The organism is Caballeronia jiangsuensis, from assembly GCF_046030135.1.
Lineage (GTDB): Bacteria > Pseudomonadota > Gammaproteobacteria > Burkholderiales > Burkholderiaceae > Caballeronia > Caballeronia jiangsuensis.
The window spans coordinates 26607-47196 of the sequence record NZ_JAQQDB010000017.1 but is presented as its reverse complement, the minus strand read 5'-3'; the positions used below and the strand labels follow the sequence as shown (position 1 = coordinate 47196).

The 20590-nt window shown below is 62.3% G+C and carries 18 protein-coding genes and 1 tRNA gene; 18 read left to right on the top strand and 1 reads right to left on the bottom strand.

From position 1 onward, the window contains the following. The 4 genes from PQR08_RS19350 to PQR08_RS19335 all read left to right on the top strand — a co-directional run bounded on the left by PQR08_RS19350 (window position 1) and on the right by PQR08_RS19335 (window position 5449). A complete protein-coding gene (locus PQR08_RS19350; RefSeq protein ID WP_408162137.1) occupies window positions 1-1122 on the top strand; it encodes an ABC transporter permease in 1122 nt (373 codons plus the stop codon). After that, the gene (locus PQR08_RS19345) at window positions 1119-2717 is read left to right on the top strand and encodes an ABC transporter ATP-binding protein (RefSeq protein ID WP_035503015.1); all 1599 of its coding nucleotides are present in this window, start codon (window positions 1119-1121) and stop codon (window positions 2715-2717) included. The genes PQR08_RS19350 and PQR08_RS19345 overlap by 4 nt, the downstream gene beginning before the upstream one ends. A gap of 147 nt (window positions 2718-2864) precedes the next feature. Continuing rightward, complete coding sequence (locus PQR08_RS19340) at window positions 2865-3524, top strand: C40 family peptidase (RefSeq protein WP_250483772.1); 660 nt, start codon at window positions 2865-2867, stop codon at window positions 3522-3524. Window positions 3525-3904: 380 nt separating this feature from the next. Further along, window positions 3905-5449: a 2-isopropylmalate synthase gene (locus PQR08_RS19335; protein ID WP_250483771.1), complete on the top strand. Its 1545-nt coding sequence runs from the start codon at window positions 3905-3907 to the stop codon at window positions 5447-5449. 75 nt (window positions 5450-5524) lie between these two features. On the opposite strand, the gene PQR08_RS19330 is transcribed toward PQR08_RS19335, so the two are convergent. Continuing rightward, window positions 5525-6040: a hypothetical protein gene (locus PQR08_RS19330; RefSeq protein ID WP_238293870.1), complete on the bottom strand. Its 516-nt coding sequence runs from the start codon at window positions 6038-6040 to the stop codon at window positions 5525-5527. Window positions 6041-6235: 195 nt separating this feature from the next. Here PQR08_RS19330 and PQR08_RS19325 point away from each other — a divergent pair, with 195 nt between their 5' ends. The 14 genes from PQR08_RS19325 to nuoG all read left to right on the top strand — a co-directional run bounded on the left by PQR08_RS19325 (window position 6236) and on the right by nuoG (window position 20588). Further along, entirely contained in the window at window positions 6236-7525 is a 1290-nt protein-coding gene (locus PQR08_RS19325; protein ID WP_408162134.1) for a branched-chain amino acid ABC transporter substrate-binding protein, read from the top strand. A gap of 159 nt (window positions 7526-7684) precedes the next feature. Next, a complete protein-coding gene (gene rpsO, locus PQR08_RS19320) occupies window positions 7685-7954 on the top strand; it encodes a 30S ribosomal protein S15 (protein WP_035503009.1) in 270 nt (89 codons plus the stop codon). Window positions 7955-8298: 344 nt separating this feature from the next. Next, window positions 8299-10422, top strand: coding sequence for a polyribonucleotide nucleotidyltransferase (gene pnp / locus PQR08_RS19315; protein WP_250483769.1), 2124 nt, complete (start codon window positions 8299-8301; stop codon window positions 10420-10422). Between the two features lie 186 nt (window positions 10423-10608). Further along, the gene (locus PQR08_RS19310) at window positions 10609-11625 is read left to right on the top strand and encodes an NAD(P)H-quinone oxidoreductase (RefSeq protein WP_187608860.1); all 1017 of its coding nucleotides are present in this window, start codon (window positions 10609-10611) and stop codon (window positions 11623-11625) included. 165 nt (window positions 11626-11790) lie between these two features. Continuing rightward, window positions 11791-12564 carry a triose-phosphate isomerase gene (gene tpiA / locus PQR08_RS19305; protein WP_035503004.1) on the top strand — a complete coding sequence of 258 codons (774 nt, stop codon included), beginning with the start codon at window positions 11791-11793 and terminating at the stop codon, window positions 12562-12564. A gap of 88 nt (window positions 12565-12652) precedes the next feature. After that, window positions 12653-13027 (top strand): preprotein translocase subunit SecG, encoded by a 375-nt coding sequence (secG, locus tag PQR08_RS19300; RefSeq protein ID WP_250483768.1) that lies wholly within the window; start codon window positions 12653-12655, stop codon window positions 13025-13027. A 127-nt stretch (window positions 13028-13154) separates the two neighbouring features. After that, window positions 13155-13239, top strand: a tRNA-Leu gene (locus PQR08_RS19295). A gap of 214 nt (window positions 13240-13453) precedes the next feature. After that, window positions 13454-13813, top strand: coding sequence for an NADH-quinone oxidoreductase subunit A (locus tag PQR08_RS19290; RefSeq protein ID WP_187608862.1), 360 nt, complete (start codon window positions 13454-13456; stop codon window positions 13811-13813). A gap of 61 nt (window positions 13814-13874) precedes the next feature. Then, window positions 13875-14354 carry a NuoB/complex I 20 kDa subunit family protein gene (locus PQR08_RS19285; protein ID WP_006052903.1) on the top strand — a complete coding sequence of 160 codons (480 nt, stop codon included), beginning with the start codon at window positions 13875-13877 and terminating at the stop codon, window positions 14352-14354. Between the two features lie 21 nt (window positions 14355-14375). After that, entirely contained in the window at window positions 14376-14978 is a 603-nt protein-coding gene (locus PQR08_RS19280) for an NADH-quinone oxidoreductase subunit C (RefSeq protein WP_250483767.1), read from the top strand. A 9-nt stretch (window positions 14979-14987) separates the two neighbouring features. Continuing rightward, a complete protein-coding gene (locus PQR08_RS19275; protein ID WP_250483766.1) occupies window positions 14988-16241 on the top strand; it encodes an NADH-quinone oxidoreductase subunit D in 1254 nt (417 codons plus the stop codon). Window positions 16242-16393: 152 nt separating this feature from the next. Continuing rightward, the gene (gene nuoE / locus PQR08_RS19270) at window positions 16394-16879 is read left to right on the top strand and encodes an NADH-quinone oxidoreductase subunit NuoE (RefSeq protein ID WP_250483765.1); all 486 of its coding nucleotides are present in this window, start codon (window positions 16394-16396) and stop codon (window positions 16877-16879) included. After that, on the top strand, window positions 16876-18198 hold the full coding sequence (gene nuoF / locus PQR08_RS19265; RefSeq protein WP_035502995.1) for an NADH-quinone oxidoreductase subunit NuoF: 1323 nt from the start codon (window positions 16876-16878) through the stop codon (window positions 18196-18198). Before nuoE ends, nuoF begins: the two co-directional genes overlap by 4 nt. A 50-nt stretch (window positions 18199-18248) precedes the next feature. Then, window positions 18249-20588, top strand: a complete 2340-nt coding sequence (nuoG, locus tag PQR08_RS19260; protein WP_250483764.1) for an NADH-quinone oxidoreductase subunit NuoG — start codon at window positions 18249-18251, stop codon at window positions 20586-20588. Window positions 20589-20590 lie beyond the last annotated feature (2 nt).

The window sequence follows — 20590 nt, the reverse complement described above, 5'->3', positions numbered from 1 at the left end:
TTGAATCGAGCCGCTTCATCGGAATCGTCACGGCGAAAGGCCAACGGCAGCGACGCGCAACCGCTGCGCGGCGAGGCATCGGTGCCGCCGGGGCGGCGCGTCTGGTTGCGCTTCAAGCGCAATCGCCTGGGGTACTGGAGCCTCGTCGTGTTCGTCGTGGCGTTCGCCATCAGCCTCGCGGGCCCGCTCTGGTCGAACGACAAGCCGCTCGTCGTGCGCTACCAGGGGCATATGTACTTTCCGCTCGTGAAGACCTATGCGGAGACGACCTTCGGCGGCGATTTCCCGACGCCCGCCGATTATCTCGATCCCTTCGTGCGCGACCGTTTCAGCGCGCCCGGCAACTTCGCGATCTATCCGCCGAATCACTACTACTACGACACGCTCAACTATTTCTCGAAAGGCTCGAACCCGGCGCCGCCTTCGCGCGAAAACTGGCTCGGCACCGACGATCGCGGCCGCGACGTGTTCGCGCGGCTGGTGTACGGCTTTCGCGTGTCGGTGCTGTTCGCGCTCGTGCTGACGGCGATCGGCACGGTACTCGGCGTCGTCGCGGGCGCGGTTCAGGGGTATTTCGGCGGCAGGATCGATATCACCGGGCAGCGGCTGATCGAGATATGGAGCGCGCTGCCGGAGCTTTATCTGCTCATCATCTTCGCGTCGATCTTCGAGCCGAGCCTGATCCTGCTGATCATCCTGCTGTCGCTGTTCGGATGGATCGGCCTGTCGGATTACGTGCGCGCGGAGTTTCTGCGCAATCGCACGCAGGACTATGTGCGCGCAGCCCGCGCGATGGGGCTGTCGAACTGGCAGATCATCTGGCGGCACGTGCTGCCCAACAGCCTGACGCCGGTCATCACGTTCCTGCCGTTTCGCATGAGCGGCGCGATTCTCGCGCTCACCAGCCTCGATTTTCTCGGCCTCGGCGTGCCGTCGCCGACGCCCTCGCTCGGCGAACTGCTCGCGCAGGGCAAGGCCAATCTCGACGCCTGGTGGATTTCGCTGTCGACGTTCGGCGTGCTCGTCGCCACGCTGCTGCTGCTGACCTTCATGGGCGACGCCCTGCGCAACGCGCTGGACACGCGCATCGCCGATGCGGTGAAAGCGGGAGGCGGGCAGTGAGCGAGCCGCTTCTTTCGATTCAGGATCTGCGCGTGCGCTTCGGTGACACGCTCGCCGTCGACGGCGCGAATCTCGATATCCGCGCGGGCGAGCGTGTGGCGCTCGTCGGCGAATCGGGTTCGGGCAAGAGCGTGACGGCGCTGTCGATTCTGCGTCTCGTGCGCGACGCCGAAGTGACCGGCTCGATCCGCTTCGCCGGCGAGGAATTGCTGTCGAAGAGCGAGCACGCGATGCGCGGCCTGCGCGGCTCCGATATCGCGATGATCTTCCAGGAGCCGATGACGGCGCTCAATCCGCTCTATACGGTCGGCGACCAGATCGGCGAGACGATCCAGCTACACGACGGCACGAGTCCGCGCGAGGCGCGGCAACGCGCGATCGCGCTGCTCGCGCGTACCGGCATCACCGAGCCGGAAAGACGCGTGGACAGTTATCCGCATCAGCTTTCGGGCGGGCAGCGCCAGCGCGTGATGATCGCGATGGCGCTCGCCTGCCGGCCGCGGCTTCTGCTCGCCGACGAGCCGACCACGGCGCTCGACGTGACGATCCGCGCGCAGATTGTCGAACTGCTGCTGGAGCTTCAGCGCGATGAAGCCGAGAAGCGCGGCATGGCGGTGCTGCTCATCACGCACGACCTGAACCTCGTGCGGCGCTTTGCGGAGCGCGTCGCGGTGATGGAGAAGGGCGTGCTCGTCGAAAGCGCTGCCGTGGAGGAGATTTTCACGTCGCCGCAGCATCCGTACACCAAGCGGCTGATGCAAAGCAAGCCGAAGCGCAATGTGCTGCCCGTGCTGCCGATCGCGCCGGTGCTGCTCGACGCGAAGGATGTCTCCGTCGACTACGCGACGCGCCTGCCGGGTTTCGCGGGCTGGTTCCGGCGCGGCCGCTTCAAGGCCGTCGACGACGTGACGCTGACGGTGCGGCAGGGCGAGACGCTCGGCATCGTCGGGGAATCGGGTTCGGGCAAGTCCACGCTCGCGATGGCGCTGCTCGGCCTGCAGCGCACCTCGACGGGCACGGTGCAGTTTCAGGGCCGCGCGATCGGCGATTTTCGCGGACGCGAAAAGGCGGTGCTGCGCTCGAACCTGCAAGTGGTGTTTCAGGACCCGTTCAGCTCGCTGTCGCCGCGGCAGACGGTGGAGAGGATCGTCGGGGAAGGGCTCGCGCTGCATCGTCCGGAACTCGATGCGGCCGCGCGGCGCGCAAAGGTGATCGCGGTACTGCGCGAAGTCGGCATGGAGCGCGCGGCGCTCGATCGTTATCCGCACGAATTCTCCGGAGGACAGCGGCAGCGCATCGCGATTGCCCGCGCACTCGTGCTCGAACCGAGCATCCTGATCCTCGACGAACCGACGAGCGCACTCGATGTTTCCATTCAAACTCAGGTACTTGCGCTGCTCGCCGACATTCAGAAGAAGCACAATCTCGGTTACGTTTTCATTAGCCACGACCTGCAGGTGATCGGCGCAATGGCGCATCGCGTGGCGGTGATGCGAAATGGTTTTGTCGTGGAGTCGGGCGAAGTAGAGAAGATTTTTGCGAACCCTTCCGACGAATACACACGAAAGCTTCTGACCGCAGCACTGAATTCCTAAAAATCTTTCTTTTTCACCAATTGGGTGCCCATCTCAATTGTATTTTTCTATTTCTTTTGACAGTTAAATACTTTGTAGCTAGTATCCCTCCAAACTTTCACGTATCTCCCTGATTTCGCAGCTTTTAATTGTAAAACCTACCGACCGATGCAACCACTAACGTTGACTCAAACATGCGCGCGCGCCGCCGCGGGTATGTTAATCGGCCTTCTGATGACAACAACTTCCGGCGCGTTCGCCGATGAAGTCAGCAGTAGTAGCCAAAATGCCAACAACGGCATTTTTTCCTCCAGCAAATCCTCTGACGCAACGAGCGCAGACGCCGTCAGCAGTTCGGGCGGCGCGAAGTCGTTTCTGTCGGGCGTGGCGAGCAAGGCGGGCGACGTCGTCGTCGGCGCGCTCAACATGATCGGCGTGCGGTATCGCTGGGGCGGCAACACGCCGGATTCCGGCCTCGACTGCAGCGGCTTCGTTCGCTACGTCTTTCAGGACACGCTCGGCATGACCTTGCCGCGCCGCGCCGAGGAAATGAGCCGTGTGGGCGAGAAGGTGACCGTCTCCGATCTTAAACCGGGCGATCTCGTGTTTTTCAACACGATGCGCCGCTCGTTTTCGCACGTCGGCATCTATATCGGCGACAACAAGTTCGTGCATTCGCCTTCCACCGGCAGCACGATCCGTGTCGACGATATGGAAGACGGCTACTGGGAAAAGCGCTTTCAGGGCGCGCGCCGCATCGAGAACGCGCCGGTTGGCGATGGCTCGGAACTGCGCCAGCGCGTGAGCGCGTCGATCGGCGGTTACTGATTGGCTGTCCGGCATCGAAAAAGCCTGCCTCCTTCCGGGACGCAGGCTTTTTTGTTTTTCAGCCGGCTTCGGCAAACAGGCGCGGCGAATGAGCGTCAATCGGCGCGATCGGAAAGCCTCATTGCACGCGCCTCTAAAAGCCGTTATAGTTTTTGAATGAACTTTTTTCCGTTCCCCTTCTCGCTGTTCCCGGCTGGTGCGTCGCTATGCGCACTATCGCTGCTAGCGCGCCTACCGCGCTAATTCTTCTCGCCTCCCGTCTGCTCGTCCTTTCAGGTTTTCGACGCCAGCGGTGGCGCGAACACCCGAATTTCCTTTTGCCTTATCGTTTCGATCGCGATATTTCCAACAATCGATAAATCTCCCCACAGGAGCCCAACATGGCAGCAGACAAGTTGATCATCTTCGACACGACCTTGCGCGATGGCGAACAGTCCCCCGGCGCGTCGATGACGAAGGAAGAGAAAATCCGCATCGCGAAGCAACTGGAGCGCATGAAGGTCGACGTGATCGAGGCGGGCTTCGCCGCGAGTTCGAACGGCGATTTCGACGCGATCAACACCATCGCATCGCTCGTGAAGGACAGCACGGTCTGCTCGCTCGCCCGCGCGAACGACAAGGACATCCAGCGCGCCGCCGATGCACTGAAGCCCGCGAATCAGTTCCGCATCCACACGTTCATCGCCACGTCGGCGCTGCACATGGAAAAGAAGCTGCGCATGACGCCGGAGCAGGTCTACCAGCAGGCGCGCCTCGCGGTGCGCTTCGCGCGCAAGTTCACCGACGACGTCGAGTTCTCGCCGGAAGACGGTAGCCGCTCGGATATCGATTTTCTCTGCCGCGTGCTCGAAGGCGTCATTGAAGAAGGCGCGCGCACGATCAACATCACGGATACGGTCGGCTACGGGATTCCGGAGCATTACGGCAATCTCGTCAGGACGCTGCGCGAGCGCGTGCCCAATTCCGACAAGGCCGTCTGGTCGGTTCACTGCCACGACGATCTCGGCCTGGCGGTCGCCAATTCGCTCGCGGGCGTGCAGATCGGCGGCGCGCGTCAGGTCGAATGCACGATCAACGGTCTCGGCGAGCGCGCGGGCAACACGTCGCTCGAAGAAATCGTGATGGCCGTGAAGACGCGCAAGGATTACTTCGGGCTCGATGTCGGCATCGACACGACGCAGATCGTCCCCACGTCGAAGCTCGTGTCGCAGATCACCGGATTCGTCGTGCAGCCGAACAAGGCGGTCGTTGGCGCGAATGCGTTCGCGCATGCGTCGGGCATCCACCAGGACGGCGTGCTGAAGGCGCGCGATACCTACGAAATCATGCGCGCGGAAGACGTGGGCTGGGCCGCGAACAAGATCGTGCTCGGCAAGCTGTCGGGCCGTAACGCGTTCAAGCAGCGTCTGGAAGAGCTCGGCGTGACGCTCGAATCCGAAGCCGACGTGAACGCCGCATTCGCGCGTTTCAAGGATCTCGCCGACCGCAAGGCCGAAATCTTCGACGAAGACATCATGCAGATCGTCTCCGAGGAATCCGCCGAGGCGCAGGCGAAGGAACACTTCCGCTTCGTGTCGATGAAGCAGCATTCGGAAACCGGCGAGCAGCCGCAGGCCAAGGTCGTGTTCGCGGTGGAAGGCAGCGAAGTCACGGGCGAAGCGGGCGGCAACGGTCCCGTCGATGCGACGCTGCACGCGATCGAATCGAAGGTCGAAAGCGGCGCGGAACTCGTGCTGTACTCGGTCAACGCGATCACGACCGGCACGCAGGCGCAAGGCGAAGTAACGGTGCGTCTGTCGAAGAGCGGGCGAATCGTGAACGGCGTCGGCACCGATCCGGACATCGTCGCTGCGTCGGCGAAGGCGTATATCGCCGCGTTGAACAAGCTGCACTCGAAGGTCGAGAAGCTCAATCCGCAGCTTTGATTGGCGGGCGCGGTCGCGACTGACAACAAAAAGCCCTCGCGAGAGGGCTTTTTCAATGGCGCGACGCTCACGTGCTCAGAACAGATTGCGCCGGTCGGGATCGTGAAGCGGGTCGGGCGTCTTCTGCGTCAGGCGCAGAACGCCCTGATCGTCGAAATAGAAGCTGTACATCATGTACCAGACGTTCGCTTCCATGTAGCGGTAGGTCCAGACTTCGCGTTTCATCAGCGGAAAGTATGACGTCTCCACCGGCCGCCCGAAGTTCACGAGCACGTCCTTCTTCGTCCACGTGCCGATCTGCGCCTTGTAGAACTCGTTCTCGTCGAGCACCTGCCTGACGCTGACGATCCTGCCGGATGCGTCGATGTCGGCGGCGGTGGTGAATTCGCCGAGCGGTTGCGTCGGCCACATCAGGCGCTTGCCGCCGTTGGGCAAATCGTAGACTTCGCGCGGCGGACCGAGCCGGGCGGTGACCGTCGATGCATCGGCGCCGGTCTGATAGTTCTGCCACGGCTGCGCGCACGCGGACAGAAGGAGCGCGACGCCCGCGCACGCAAGCGACGCGCGCATGCGGTTGAGTTTGTGCAGCATTGAAGCCTCCACGTGCTTGCTCCTCGCGCCGGCGAGCAGCGTTTATGCGATGTTTCTCGTGATTTTGACACGCGCGCGCGGCAAAACATTCTCCGATACGCCACACTATTCGAGCGGATGTGTCGGCAATGACGGACTTGCGCGGCGCGCCCGGTGCGGCCTATGATCCGCGCTTTCGGCGGATCGGCGGAACCCATGAAGAAAGGAATCGGCGTGCGCGGGGTGCGATGGCTACTCACTGTGGCATCGACGTGCCTCGCATTCTCTTTGACGGCGAAAGCGGCCGATTTGCCGCCCATCAAGCTCGCGCTGATCGAAGGCATGTCCGGCCCGTTCGCGAACGCCGGCGCGATGGTCGAGCGCAATCTGCGCTTCGGCGTCGAGCGCGTGAACGCGCAGGGCGGCGTGAAGCTCGCGGACGGCATGCATCCGCTGCAACTCGTCGTGTTCGACGGCAAGGGCAACAGCGAGGCGACGCTCGTGCAACTGCGCGCGGCGATCGACGACGGGATCGGCTTCGTGATGCAGGGGAACAGCTCGGCGGTGGCGGCGGCGCTCGTCGCGGCGATCGACAAGCAGAACGCGCGCGAACCGGACCGCCGCGTGCTTTTCCTGAACTATTCCGCCGACGATCCCGCGCTCACCAACGACGCGTGCAGTTTCTGGCACTTTCGCTTCGACGCGCACGCCGGGATGCGCATGGACGCGCTCGCCGACGCGCTGAAAGACGATCGCGCGGTCAAAAAGGTTTATCTGCTGAATCAGGACTACAGCTTCGGCCACGACGTGAGCCGCGAAGCGCAGCGCGCGCTCAAGGAGCGGCGGCCGGATATCGCGATTGCCGGCGACGAGTTTCATCCGATCGGCCGTGTGAAGGATTTCGCGCCTTACATCGCCAAAATCCGTTCGAGCGGAGCCGACGCGGTGATCACCGGCAACTGGGGCAACGACCTGACGTTGCTGGTGAAAGCGGCGCGCGAGCAGGGGCTCGACACGAAGTTCTACACGTTCTACGGAAACAGTCTGGGCGCGCCAGCGGCGCTCGGCGACGCTGGCGTAAAGCGCGTGATCGCGGTGGCGGACTGGCATCCGAACGTGGGCGGTGCGGCGTCGGATGCGTACTATCGCGCGTTTCGCGCCCGCTACCCGGCCGCCGCGGACGATTACCTCGTCGCGCGCATGCCGCTGATGATCGAAATGCTCGCCTCGGCGATGACCCGCGCGGGCAGCGCGACCCCGCTCGCGGTGGCGCGCGCGCTCGAAGGCATGAAATTCGACGGCGAAGGCTTCCACGCGATGACGATGCGCGCCGACGATCATCAGGTGATCCAGCCCCTTTACGTCATGGAAATGGACAAGGCGGAAGCGAAGGGCGTCGCGCTCGATAACGAAGGCTCCGGTTACGGCTTTCGCACGCTGCTTGCCGTGCCGGCGCAGAAAACCGTCCCGGAGACGAGCTGCAAAATGACGCGTCCGGCACGCTAGGCGTCGCCTGCGCCCGCCGGAACCGTGTCCTCGGCGGGCCGCAGTGTGATATACTCCGCGCTTCGTCTTGGAGTTTTGACTAAGGCGAAATCCGAAATTGGCAAACCCACGGCACGGCCTTTCTTCCGTGACCGCCTGTCTGAATCAAAGGAAAAGCAAATGTCCGTAGCAGAAGTCAAGAAGTCCGACATCGTCGCAGAATATGCGCGCGGCACCAACGACACCGGCTCCCCTGAAGTGCAAGTCGCACTCCTCACGAGCCGCATCAACGAACTCACCGTCCACTTCAAGTCGCACTCGAAGGATCATCACAGCCGCCGCGGTCTGCTGCGCATGGTGAGCCGTCGTCGCAAGCTGCTCGACTACCTGAAGGGCAAGGATGCGGATCGTTATCGCTCGTTGATCGAGAAGCTGGGTCTGCGCAAGTAATTGGCGTCAAACGGCCGCCGTTAGAACGAAGTGCCTGTGTCAGTCCGCTGATACAGGCACTTTGTTTTTGTACGTTCCGGCCGCGAAGTGGTGCGCGATCGCGTTTTCATCGATCGGCACCGCGTAGTTGGTACTTCAGCAGTTCATCGCTTTACCCGGATGCAGCATCCGGTTCGACAACCGGTCCGGCCTCGCGGCAGAGCTTTGTGTCATTCCAGCGCGGCGTGTGCGCGCACGTCGGGCAGGCCCCGCGCTGGAATGGCATAACACACCTCTCAAGCGTGGCTCGCGACCGCCCCAGTCAGCGCCAGACGACCGGCGCGGCCAACGTAGAAGGAGTCACAATGTTCAATAAAATCGTCAAAGAATTTAAGTGGGGACAACACAATGTCCGCCTGGAAACGGGTGAAATCGCTCGTCAGGCAAGCGGCGCGGTGATCGTCGATGTCGAAGATACCGTCGTGCTCGCGACCGTCGTCGGCGCGAAGACCGCCAAGCCGGGCCAGGACTTCTTCCCGCTGACCGTCGATTACCTCGAAAAGACCTATGCCGCCGGCAAGATCCCGGGCGGCTTCTTCCGCCGCGAAGGCCGTCCGTCGGAAGGCGAGACGCTGATTTCGCGCCTGATCGACCGTCCGCTGCGTCCGCTCTTCCCGGAAGGCTTCTATAACGAAGTGCAGGTCGTCATCCACGTCCTGTCGCTGAATCCGGACGTCCCGGCGGATATTCCCGCGCTGATCGGCGCATCGGCCGCGCTCGCCGTGTCGGGCCTGCCGTTCAACGGTCCGGTCGGCGCCGCGCGCGTCGCGTACATCAACAACGAGTACGTGCTGAACCCCACGCGTCCGCAAATGAAGGAATCGGCGCTCGACTTGATCGTCGCGGGCACCGAGCGCGCTGTGCTGATGGTGGAATCGGAAGCGCAGCAGTTGTCAGAAGAAGTGATGCTCGGCGGCGTGGTGTTCGGCCACGAGCAGATGCAGACGGCCATCGACGCAATCCATGAGCTCGTCCGCGAAGGCGGCAAGCCCGAGTGGGACTGGAAGCCCGCCGCGAAGAACGAAGCGCTCATTTCGCGCGTCACGGAAATCGCCAAGACGGAACTCGAAGCCGCTTACCAGTTGCGCAACAAGCAGGCACGTTCGACCAAGCTGAAGGAAGTCTACGCGGCGACCTCGGCGAAGCTCGCCGAGGAAGCAGTTGTTGCCGATGCGGCAACCATCGGCAACGTGTTGTTCGATATCGAAGCGAAGATCGTCCGCTCGCAGATCCTGAACGGCGAGCCGCGCATCGACGGCCGCGACACGCGCACGGTCCGCCCGATCGAAATCCGCACGGGCGTGTTGCCGCGCACGCACGGTTCGGCGCTCTTCACGCGTGGCGAAACGCAGGCGCTGGTCGTCGCGACGCTCGGCACGAAGGGCGACGAGCAGAACATCGACGCGCTCGAAGGCGAATATCGCGAGCGCTTCATGCTTCACTACAACATGCCCCCGTTCGCAACGGGCGAAACCGGCCGCGTCGGTTCGCCGAAGCGTCGTGAAATCGGTCACGGCCGACTCGCGAAGCGCGCGCTGGTCGCATGCTTGCCGGGCCCCGACGAATTCGGCTATTCCATCCGCGTCGTGTCGGAAATCACGGAATCGAACGGTTCGTCGTCGATGGCGTCGGTTTGCGGCGGCTGCCTCGCGCTGATGGACGCCGGCGTGCCGATGAAGGCGCACGTCGCGGGCATCGCGATGGGCCTGATCCTCGAAGGAAACAAGTTCGCGGTTCTGACCGACATCCTGGGCGACGAAGATCACCTCGGCGACATGGACTTCAAGGTGGCCGGCACGGCACAAGGCGTGACCGCGCTGCAGATGGACATCAAGATCCAGGGCATCACGAAGGAAATCATGCAGGTCGCGCTCGCACAGGCGAAGGAAGGCCGCATGCACATCCTCGGCAAGATGACGGCTGCGGTTCCGCACACGAACACGGAACTGTCCGACTACGCGCCGCGCATGATCACCATCAAGATCAATCCGGAGAAGATCCGCGACGTGATCGGCAAGGGCGGCTCGGTGATCCGCGCGCTGACGGAAGAAACCGGCACGACCATCGATATTTCCGATGACGGCGTCGTGACGATCGCAAGCACGAGCGCGGAAGGCATGGCCGACGCGAAGAAGCGCATCGAGAACATCACGGCTGAAGTGGAAGTCGGCCAGGTCTACGAAGGCCCGGTGCTCAAGCTGCTCGACTTCGGCGCGATCGTGAACATCCTGCCGGGCAAGGACGGTCTGCTGCACATCTCGGAGATCGTCAACGAGCGCGTGAAGGACATCAACGACTATCTGAAGGAAGGCCAGATCGTGAAGGTCAAGGTCATCCAGACGGACGAAAAGGGTCGTGTGCGTCTGTCGGCGAAGGCGCTTCTGAACGAAGCCGCACAGCAGGCGGAACCCACGCATCCGCAGTCGTAATGCGGTAATGTGTAGACGGCCGGCCGCTGATGCGAGCCGGCCGTTTTCATGTATGACGCTTCGGACGCTATGCATTGTCCGACGCGTCATCGGACTCGATGGCAGTGTGCAGCGTGATTGCTACAGGCGCGCGCAGTGCCATCCGGTTCGAATGCACACTGACGCTGGTCGGCACAGGGAGAGGATATGAAGGCCATCGAAATCACTGAGTTTGGCGCACCCGAAGTCCTGAAACTGGGCGAACGTCCGACACCTGCGCCGGGCAAATGCGAGGTGTTGATCAAGGTTGCCGCTTCCGGCGTCAACCGGCCGGACGTGTTCCAGCGCAAGGGCGCGTACGCGCCGCCGCCGGGGGCATCCGATCTGCCGGGGCTGGAAGTGGCCGGTGAAATCGTCGATGGCGATTTCGATCCCAAACACAACCCGTTCGGTCTGAAAAAAGGCGATCGCGTGTGCGCGCTGCTCGCGGGCGGCGGTTACGCCGAATATGCGGTCGCGCCGCTCGAACAGTGTCTGCCGGTGCCGAAGGGGCTGTCGGAGATCGAGGCCGCATCGTTGCCGGAGACCTTCTTCACCGTCTGGAGCAACGTGTTCGAGCGTGGTCAGCTGGGCGCGGGCGAGAACGGCGCGGAAGAGACGCTGCTCGTGCAGGGCGGATCGAGCGGCATCGGCGTGACGGCGATCCAGATCGCGAAGGCGCTCGGCTTTCGCGTCTTCGCCACGGCCGGCACCGACGAAAAATGCCGCGCGTGCGAAGCGCTCGGCGCCGAGCGCGCGATCAACTACAAGACGGAAGATTTCGTCGAAGTAGTGAAGTCGCTGACGAATGACCGCGGCGTCGACGTGATTCTCGACATGGTCGCCGGCGACTATCTGGCGCGCGAGCTCAAGGCGCTGGCCGATGGCGGGCGCATCTGCGTGATCGCGCTGCTGGGCGGCGCCAAGGCGGAGATCAATCTGAACGACGTGCTGCGTCGGCGCCTCGTCATCACCGGTTCGACACTGCGTCCGCGTCCGGTCGCGTTCAAGGCGAAGCTCGCGGCAAAGCTGAAGGAGCGTGTCTGGCCGGAAATCGAGGCGGGGCGCATCAAGCCAGTGATCCACCAGGTCTTCCCGGCGCACGACGCCGCCGCCGCGCACACGCTGATGGAAAGCAGCACGCACGTCGGCAAGATCGTGCTGGACTGGCGTGAAGGCGCGTGACGTTTCCATGCGAAATCCGGCGTTTCACGTTGCGGCGCTTTTGACGGTTTGACCGGTTTCGTCGTAACACAGTAAAATCGCCTGTTTTGCAAGCAGTTTGCGGTTCGTAGCGGTTCATTTTTATAACAGGCGGTTCTTGCAAGCCGCCGCCGACTGACGAGACATATGTCCAGAGAACGAGCGAAACTGGTGGTGGGCAACTGGAAGATGCACGGTCGCATCAGTGACAACGCGACCCTGCTGACCGAAGTCGCCGCAGGGGCATCGGCTTTGCAAAAGGGTGTGCGTGTCGGCGTGTGCGTTCCGTGTCCTTACCTTGCGCAATCGCAGGCGCTCTTGAGCGGTTCGGTCGTGCAATGGGGCATTCAGGACGTGTCGGCGCATTCGGGCGGCGCGTTCACGGGCGAAGTCGCGGCAGAGATGGCGGCGGACTTTGGCGTCACGTATGCCATCGTCGGGCATTCGGAGCGACGCGCGTATCATCGCGAAAGTCCGGAACTCGTTGCGTCGAAGGCGCAGCGCGCGATCGAAGCGGGGCTCACGCCCATCGTGTGCGTCGGCGAGACGCTCGAAGAGCGCCAGGCGGGTACGACCGAGCAGATCATCGGCACGCAACTCGATGCCGTATTGGCGATTCTGACGGAAGAGCAGGCGGCGGGCATCGTGGTCGCGTACGAACCGGTCTGGGCGATCGGCACGGGCAAGACGGCGCGTCCGGGCCAGGCGCAGGACGTTCATGCATTTCTGCGTCACAAGCTGCTGGAGAAGGGTGCATCGGTGGCGAGCGTGCCGCTTTTGTACGGCGGCAGCGTGAAGCCTGAAAATGCGGAAGAGTTGTTTGGGCAAAAGGACATCGACGGCGGGCTGATCGGCGGCGCATCGTTGAAGTCGAAGGATTTTCTGGCGATCTGCCGGGCGGCGCAAACCGTGACGCATTGAGCGTCGAACGGCAAGCGGGCAGGGCAGGCGAAAGAGCATAGTGCGACACGAAGGTGTCACGGAAACATCAGGGATCGGGTGAGTTGAAATGCTGTATTTGAAGACATTGATTATCGTTGTCCAGTTGCTGTCGGCGCTGGGCGTTATCGGCCTCGTGCTGCTTCAGCATGGCAAGGGCGCGGACATGGGTGCTGCGTTCGGCAGCGGCGCATCGGGCAGTCTGTTCGGTGCGACGGGTTCGGCCAACTTCCTGTCGCGTACTACCGCTGTTCTTGCCGCGGTCTTTTTCGTCACGACGCTGACGCTGACCTATCTCGGAAGCTACAAGCCGCAAACATCGGCGGGTGTGCTGGGTGGCGCCGCGCCCGTGCCGACATCGGCTTCGGCGGCAGCATCGGCGGCTTCCGCGCCTGCTTCCGCACCGGTTGCATCGTCCGCGCCGGGCGCCGACGTGCCTAAATAACGACAGAACGAATTTTTCGCATAATCTGCATTTTGTGCGTTGAACAATTCGTAGGGCCCAGTTATAATTCAAGTCTTGAAGCGATTCGCGGCAATTTAGAAGTAGTTTTCCCGGATTGCAGTACAGTGCCGACGTGGTGAAATTGGTAGACACGCTATCTTGAGGGGGTAGTGGCGAAAGCTGTGCGAGTTCGAGTCTCGCCGTCGGCACCAAAGTTATCCAATGCCAGCCGCTTGCTTCGCTTCGGCTGGCATTGTCACTTCTGGAGTACCCTTACGGTTTCATGGCGGCATAGACAGCGTCAAAGCGGTTGTCACAGTGTGCTGATATCGTGAGCGGTCCCAAGTGCATTCTCCCGCCGGGTGGTCCGTCCCGGCTGAAGGTCCCAATCAATAACAGACCACATCTACCGATCAGAGGATAGCCTTGAACCTCGCACCCTATTACCCCGTCTTCTTGTTTCTCGTAGTGGGCCTAGGTTTAGGTATTGCGTTGATCAGCATCGGCAAGATTCTCGGTCCCAACAAGCCCGACACGGAGAAGAACGCGCCGTACGAGTGCGGCTTCGAAGCCTTCGAAGACGCGCGTATGAAGTTCGATGTGCGTTACTATCTCGTCGCGATTCTTTTCATCATTTTCGACCTTGAAACGGCATTCCTGTTCCCGTGGGGTGTGTCCCTGCGCGATATCGGCTGGCCCGGCTTCATGGCGATGATGATTTTTCTGCTCGAATTTTTGCTCGGTTTCGCCTACATCTGGAGAAAGGGCGGGCTCGACTGGGAATGACAGTTAGATCACCGGATTCATGGGCGGCTTTGGCTGGCTGCTCATCTGGAGTGGAAAACAAATGAGTATCGAAGGGGTCTTGAAGGAAGGCTTTGTCACCACTACGGCTGACAAGCTCATCAACTGGACGCGCACCGGCTCCCTGTGGCCGATGACGTTCGGTCTCGCGTGCTGCGCGGTCGAGATGATGCACGCGGGCGCCGCCCGTTACGACCTGGACCGTTTCGGCGTGGTGTTTCGTCCGAGTCCGCGCCAGTCCGACGTGATGATCGTCGCCGGTACGCTGTGCAACAAGATGGCGCCCGCGCTTCGTAAGGTGTACGACCAGATGGCCGAGCCGCGCTGGGTCATTTCGATGGGTTCGTGCGCGAACGGCGGTGGCTACTACCACTATTCATATTCCGTCGTGCGCGGTTGCGACCGGATCGTGCCGGTCGACGTGTACGTTCCTGGTTGCCCTCCGACCGCCGAAGCGCTGGTCTACGGCGTGATCCAGTTGCAGGCGAAGATTCGCCGCACCAACACCATCGCCCGTCAGTAAGGGCCTGAGTCTCCCCAAACTATGGCAAGCAAACTCGAGACCCTCAAAGCGAACCTCGAGACGGCGTTTGGCGACCGTCTCCAGACCATCACGGAGTCGCTGGGTCAGGTGACGGTCGTCGTCAAGGCGGCCAACTATCTGAACGTCTGCGAGCAGTTGCGCGATGACCCGTCGCTGCGCTTCGAGCAGCTCATGGATCTCGCCGGCGTCGACTATTCGACCTACGGCGACGGTGTCTACGACGGCCCGCGTTTTGCGGCGGTCAGCCATCTTCTCTCGATCACGAACAACTGGCGCGTGCGCGTGCGCGTATTCGCCCCGGACGACGAAGTGCCCATCGTGCCTTCGGTGGTCGATATCTGGACATCGGCGAACTGGTACGAGCGTGAAGCGTTCGACCTCTACGGCATCGTGTTCGAAGGCCATCCCGACCTGCGCCGCATTCTCACGGACTACGGCTTCATCGGCCATCCGTTCCGCAAGGACTTCCCGGTTTCCGGCTATGTGGAAATGCGCTACGACCCGGAAGAGAAGCGCGTGGTCTATCAGCCCGTGACGATCGAACCGCGCGAAATCACGCCGCGCGTGATCCGCGAAGATCGCTATGGCGGTCTGAAACATTAAGAGAACGCCATGGCAGAGATCAAGAATTACACGCTGAACTTTGGCCCGCAGCACCCGGCAGCGCACGGCGTGCTGCGTCTCGTGCTGGAACTCGACGGCGAAGTGATTCAGCGCGCCGACCCGCACATCGGTCTGCTGCATCGCGCGACCGAGAAGCTGGCCGAGACCAAGACCTTCATCCAGTCGGTGCCGTACATGGACCGTCTCGACTACGTGTCGATGATGGTGAACGAGCACGGCTACGTGATGGCCATCGAGAAGCTGCTCGGCATCGACGTGCCGATTCGCGCGAAATACATCCGCGTGCTGTTCGATGAAATCACGCGCGTGCTGAATCACCTGATGTGGATCGGCTCGCACGCGCTCGACGTCGGCGCGATGGCGGTGTTCCTCTATGCGTTCCGCGAGCGCGAAGATCTGATGGACGTCTACGAGGCGGTGTCGGGCGCGCGCATGCACGCGGCGTACTATCGTCCGGGTGGCGTCTATCGCGATCTGCCGGACGCGATGCCGCAATACAAGGCATCGAAGATCCGCAACGCGAAAGCGCTCGACAGGATGAACGAGAACCGTCAGGGTTCGTTGCTCGACTTCATCGAGGATTTCTTCAATCGTTTCCCGGGTTGTGTCGACGAGTACGAAACGCTCCTCACCGACAACCGCATCTGGAAGCAGCGTCTCGTGGGCATCGGCGTGGTGAGCCCGGAGCGCGCGTTGCAGATGGGCCTGTCCGGGGCGATGCTGCGCGGCTCGGGCATCGAGTGGGACTTGCGCAAGAAGCAGCCGTACGAGGTGTACGACCAGCTCGACTTCGATATCCCCGTCGGCGTGAATGGCGATTGCTATGACCGTTATCTGGTGCGCGTGGAAGAAATGCGGCAGTCCACCCGCATCGCCAAACAGTGCATTGCGTGGCTGCGCAAGAATCCCGGCCCTGTGATGGTCGATAATCACAAGGTTGCACCGCCTTCGCGCGTCGGCATGAAGAGCAACATGGAAGAGCTGATTCACCATTTCAAGCTCTTCACCGAAGGCTTCCACGTGCCGGAAGGCGAAACGTACGCGGCGGTCGAACATCCGAAGGGCGAGTTTGGCATCTACCTGATTTCGGATGGCGCGAACAAGCCGTATCGCCTGAAGATTCGCGCGCCGGGCTATGCACACCTCGCATCGCTCGACGAAATGGCGCGAGGCCACATGATCGCCGACGCTGTGACGATCATCGGTACGCAAGACATCGTGTTCGGCGAGATCGATCGCTGATTTCATCGCCACCTGCACGGCGCGCGCATCGGGGCGCCGTTCATGGAAATGCGAACGCAATAACAGGAATCCGCAGGAACGCCAGGTCTGCCGCAACATGAAGGGCGCGGCAGGTTTTCGTTCGGTAGGAATTGAAAGAGTCGTGTCTGAAAATGATCTCAGCTGAAGGCCTGAAAGAAATCGATCGCGCGGTCGCGAAATATCCCGCCGAGCAAAAGCAATCGGCGGTGATGGCGGCGCTCGCTGTCGCTCAGGAAGAGCATGGTTGGCTCTCGCCCGAGCTCATGCAGTTCGTGGCCGATTACCTGAGCATGCCGCCGGTCGCGGTGCAGGAAGTCGCCACGTTCTACACGATGTACGAGCTGAAGCCGGTCGGCAAACACAAGATCACGCTGTGCACGAATCTGCCTTGCCAGCTCGGGCCGGACGGCGGTTCGGACAGCGCCGCCGAGTATCTCAAGCAGAAGCTTGGAATCGATTTCGGCGAGACCACCGCGGACGGCAAGTTCACGCTCAAAGAAGGCGAGTGCTTTGGCGCATGTGGCGACGCACCGGTGATGCTCGTGAACAACCACCGTATGTGCAGCTTCATGAGCCGCGAGAAGATCGACCAGTTGATCGAGGAACTTTCGAAATGACGTCACTCCACGATCGTCACATCAAGCCGCTGATCCTCGCTGGCCTTAACGGCGAGAACTGGCATCTCGAGGATTACGTTGCGCGCGGCGGCTACAAGCAGCTGCGCCGCATTCTCGAAGAAAAGATTCCGGCCGAGCAGGTGATCGCCGACGTCAAGGCGTCGGGTCTACGCGGCCGCGGCGGTGCGGGCTTTCCGACCGGCCTGAAGTGGAGCTTCATGCCGCGTCAGTTCCCGGGGCAGAAATATCTCGTCTGCAACTCGGACGAAGGCGAGCCGGGCACGTTCAAGGATCGCGACATCCTGCGCTGGAATCCGCACGCGCTGATCGAAGGCATGGCCATCGGCGCGTACGCGATGGGCATCACCGTCGGCTACAACTACATCCACGGCGAGATTTTCGAAGTCTATCGGGTGTTCGAAGCGGCGCTCGAAGAAGCGCGCGCGGCCGGCTATCTCGGCGCGAACATTCTGGGCTCCGGCTTCTCGTTCGAGCTGTATGCGCATCATGGTTACGGCGCGTATATCTGCGGCGAAGAAACCGCGCTGCTCGAATCGCTGGAAGGCAAGAAGGGCCAGCCGCGCTTCAAGCCGCCGTTCCCGGCGAGCTTCGGCGTGTACGGCAAGCCGACCACCATCAACAACACCGAGACCTTCGCGGCCGTGCCGTTCCTGCTGGAAGTCGGCCCGCAGAATTATCTCGAGCTCGGCAAGCCGAACAACGGCGGCACCAAGATCTTCTCCGTGTCCGGCGACGTCAATCGTCCGGGCAACTACGAGGTTCCGCTCGGCACGCCGTTCTCGACGCTGATGGAACTGGCGGGCGGCGTGCGCGGCAAGTCGGTCAAGGCCGTGATTCCGGGCGGTTCGTCCGCGCCGGTCGTGCCGGGCGACATGATGCTCGCGACCGACATGGACTACGATTCGATCGCGAAGGCCGGTTCGATGCTGGGTTCGGGCGCGGTCATCGTGATGAACGAAACGCGCTGCATGGTGCGCTCTCTGCTGCGCCTGTCGTACTTCTACTATGAAGAGTCGTGCGGTCAGTGCACGCCTTGCCGCGAAGGCACCGGCTGGCTATACCGCGTGGTGCACCGGATCGAGCATGGTCTTGGCCGCAAGGAAGATCTGGATCTGCTCAACTCGGTCGCCGAGAACATCATGGGCCGCACGATCTGCGCGCTCGGCGATGCAGCGGCGATGCCCGTGCGCGGCATGCTCAAGCACTTCTGGGACGAATTCGAATATCACGTCGAGCACAAGCATTGTCTCGTCGGCGGGCACGCGCATCACGCGAGCACCGAAGCGCTTACCGCGTAATCAGGCGCGCAGTCCGTTGCGCGACAGAGGGTTGAGGATATCTATCCATCATGGTTGAACTAGAAATTGACGGCAAGACGGTCGAGGTGCCTGAAGGCAGCATGGTGATCCAGGCTGCGCACAAGGTCGACACTTACATTCCTCACTTCTGCTATCACAAGAAGCTTTCGATCGCGGCGAACTGCCGGATGTGCCTCGTCGAAGTCGAAAAGATGCCGAAGGCCGTCCCCGCCTGCGCGACGCCCGTGTCGGCCGGCATGATCGTGCGCACCACCTCCGACAAGGCCGTGAAGGCGCAACAGTCGGTGATGGAATTCCTGCTCATCAATCACCCGCTCGATTGTCCGATCTGCGATCAGGGCGGCGAGTGCCAGTTGCAGGATCTGGCTGTCGGTTACGGCAAGTCCCAGTCGCGCTATAGCGAAGAAAAGCGCGTGGTGTTCCACAAGAACGTGGGTCCGCTCATCTCGATGGAAGAGATGTCGCGCTGCATCCACTGCACGCGCTGCGTGCGCTTCGGCCAGGAAATCGCCGGCGTGATGGAACTCGGCATGCTGGGCCGCGGCGAGCATTCGGAAATCACGTCGTTCGTCGGGAAGACGGTGGATTCGGAACTGTCGGGCAACATGATCGATCTGTGCCCGGTTGGCGCCCTGACCAGCAAGCCGTTCCGCTACAGCGCGCGGACGTGGGAATTGTCGCGCCGCAAGTCGGTGAGCCCGCACGACTCCGTCGGCGCGAACCTCGTCGTGCAGGTGAAGAACAATCGTGTGATGCGCGTTCTGCCGATGGAGAACGAAGCCATCAACGAATGCTGGATCTCGGACAAGGACCGCTTCTCATACGAAGGCCTGAACAGCGACGAGCGTCTCACCACGCCGATGCTCAAGCAAGGCGGCAACTGGATCGAAACCGACTGGCAGACCGCGCTCGAATACGTCGCGAAGGGTCTGAAGGGCATCAAGGCGGATCATGGCGCGAACGCCATCGCCGCTCTGGCCACGCCGCACGGCACGGTCGAAGAACTGCATCTGCTGAAGCAACTGGCTGAAGGCGTCGGCACGCCGAATATCGATTTTCGTCTGCGTCAGAGCGATTTCTCGGCGCCGGCCGGCATTGGTGCGCCCTGGCTCGGCACGAAGATCGCGGATCTGTCGACCATCGACACCGCGTTCGTGATCGGCTCGTTCCTGCGCCGCGATCATCCGCTGTTCGCCGCGCGTCTGCGTCAGGCCGCGAAGAACGGCGCGAAGATCACGTTCCTCAACGCCAGTAATGACGACTCACTGATCCCGACCGCGCATCGTCTGGTCGCCGCGCCTTCCGCGTGGCTCGATCAGCTCGCGAGCATCGCGGCGGCGGTCGGCGAAGCGCGCGGCGTCGCAGTGCCTGACGCGTTCGCGGGTCGCGAAGCATCGGCGGCGGCGAAGGATGTCGCGGCATCGCTGTCGGCGGGCGAAGTGCGCGTGGTGCTGCTCGGCAACCTCGCGGTTCAGCATCCCGACTTTGCACAGATTCAGGCGGCGGCCCAGTGGATCGCCGACAATACCGGCGCGACGCTCGGCTTCCTCACGGAAGGCGCGAATTCGGTCGGCGCGCATCTCGTTGATGCATTGCCGGGCGAGGGCGGCCTCAACGCACGCGAAGTGTTCGAGCAGCCGCGCAAGGCTTACGTGCTGCTGAACGCGGAACCGGAATACGACACGGCGAATCCGGCGCAGGCCATCGCCGCGCTCAAGGCGGCGGAAATGGTCGTCGTGATGTCGCCGTTCAAGCACGGCATGGATTACGCGGACGTGTTGCTGCCGATCGCACCGTTCACGGAAACGTCGGGCACGTTCGTCAACGCGGAAGGCACGGCACAGTCGTTCAACGGCGTCGTGCGCGCGCTGGGCGACACGCGTCCGGGCTGGAAGGTGCTGCGCGTGCTGGGCACGATCCTCGGTCTGCCGGGCTTCGAGTTCGACACGGCTGAAGAAGTGCGCATCGCCGCGCTCGGTACGGGCGATCTGAGCTCGCGTCTGTCGAACAAGACGACGGTGCAAGCGAAGCGCGCGGCATCGAACGTCGCGCTGAACGGCAGCGGCCTGCAGCGTCTCGCCGATGTGCCGATCTATCACGCCGATGCGCTCGTGCGCCGCGCGCCGTCGCTGCATCTGACGGCAGCCGCACGCGACGCGAACGTGGCCGGCTTGCCGACCGCGCTCTTCGAGAAGCTCGGTCTGAAGGACGGCGAAGCAGTGCGTATCAAGCAAGGCAGTCTGTCGGTGACGTTGCCCGCGGTCCGCGACGCGAATCTCGCGGAGTCGGTGGTCCGCGTGTCGGCGGGCACGGCGGCTGGCGCCGCGCTCGGCGGCCTGTTCGGTGAACTGGTAGTGGAGAAGGCGTAAAA